The following is a 306-nucleotide window of genomic DNA, read 5'->3' as shown; positions in this document are numbered from 1 at the left end:
GGAACTGCTTAAGCGCCGTCACGCGCGCTTCCGCTTCTACAGACGTGACTTACCTTCACAGCTATAGCGTCAGCTTTGCTCGGCGCCGCAGCCATTGGATTAGGCTGCCCATGTACCAGCCTAAGATGCTGGCGATAAGAAAAAGAACCGCTATTGACGGGAGCGCCGCTACGGAACTTAGCTGATCAATACCGTCTTGCAGATAGCTCATTGCTGACTTCCAAAGCGGGAATGTCCGATCCCGTCCCAAATCTCTGTCACGAGCATTGGTCGCTCCCGCAATCCCAAATTCCGTGGCACCTGTGA

General features: G+C 54.6%; 1 protein-coding gene. It reads right to left on the bottom strand.

Features of this window, described 5'->3' with window-relative positions:
* Window positions 1-61 precede the first annotated feature (61 nt).
* Window positions 62-306: hypothetical protein (locus tag KIP88_RS46250; protein ID WP_214494691.1), on the bottom strand; the 245-nt coding region annotated here is incomplete at its 5' end.

The organism is Bradyrhizobium sp. SRL28 (assembly GCF_018596315.1).
GTDB lineage: Bacteria > Pseudomonadota > Alphaproteobacteria > Rhizobiales > Xanthobacteraceae > Bradyrhizobium.
Note: the sequence above shows the minus strand (reverse complement) of the source record. Positions and strands in the feature narration are given on the sequence as shown.